The following is a 372-nucleotide window of genomic DNA, read 5'->3' as shown; positions in this document are numbered from 1 at the left end:
TCCTGATACGACAGCCCCATCAAGTTTAACTGTAGCAATTGATACTACGGGTAAAGTCATTACGGGTACAACCGAAGCGAATGCTAGCGTTACAGTAAAAGACATAGCAGGAAAAGTGGTTGGTAGCGCTGTAGCAGATGCCACAGGTAAATACTTGATTACTTTAGATCAAGCTTATTTAAATGGTGAAAGCTTAAGTGCAACCGCATCGGACAAAGTAGGTAACACTACAGAACCTACAATAATTATTGCTCCTGATACGACAGCCCCATCAAGTTTAACTGTAGCAATTGATACTACGGGTAAAGTCATTACGGGTACAACCGAAGCGAATGCTAGCGTTACAGTAAAAGACATAGCAGGAAAAGTGGT

1 protein-coding gene is annotated in these 372 nt (G+C 41.7%); it reads left to right on the top strand.

The window, feature by feature from the left end; translation table 11 throughout:
* A partial coding sequence (locus tag ACH63V_RS18145; RefSeq protein ID WP_396464330.1) for an Ig-like domain-containing protein occupies positions 1-372 on the top strand: 372 nt, incomplete at both ends.

This window comes from Acinetobacter sp. ABJ-A23_2, assembly GCF_044538765.1.
Classification (GTDB): domain Bacteria; phylum Pseudomonadota; class Gammaproteobacteria; order Pseudomonadales; family Moraxellaceae; genus Acinetobacter; species Acinetobacter nosocomialis_A.
This window is presented reverse-complemented; position numbering and strand designations above follow the sequence as displayed.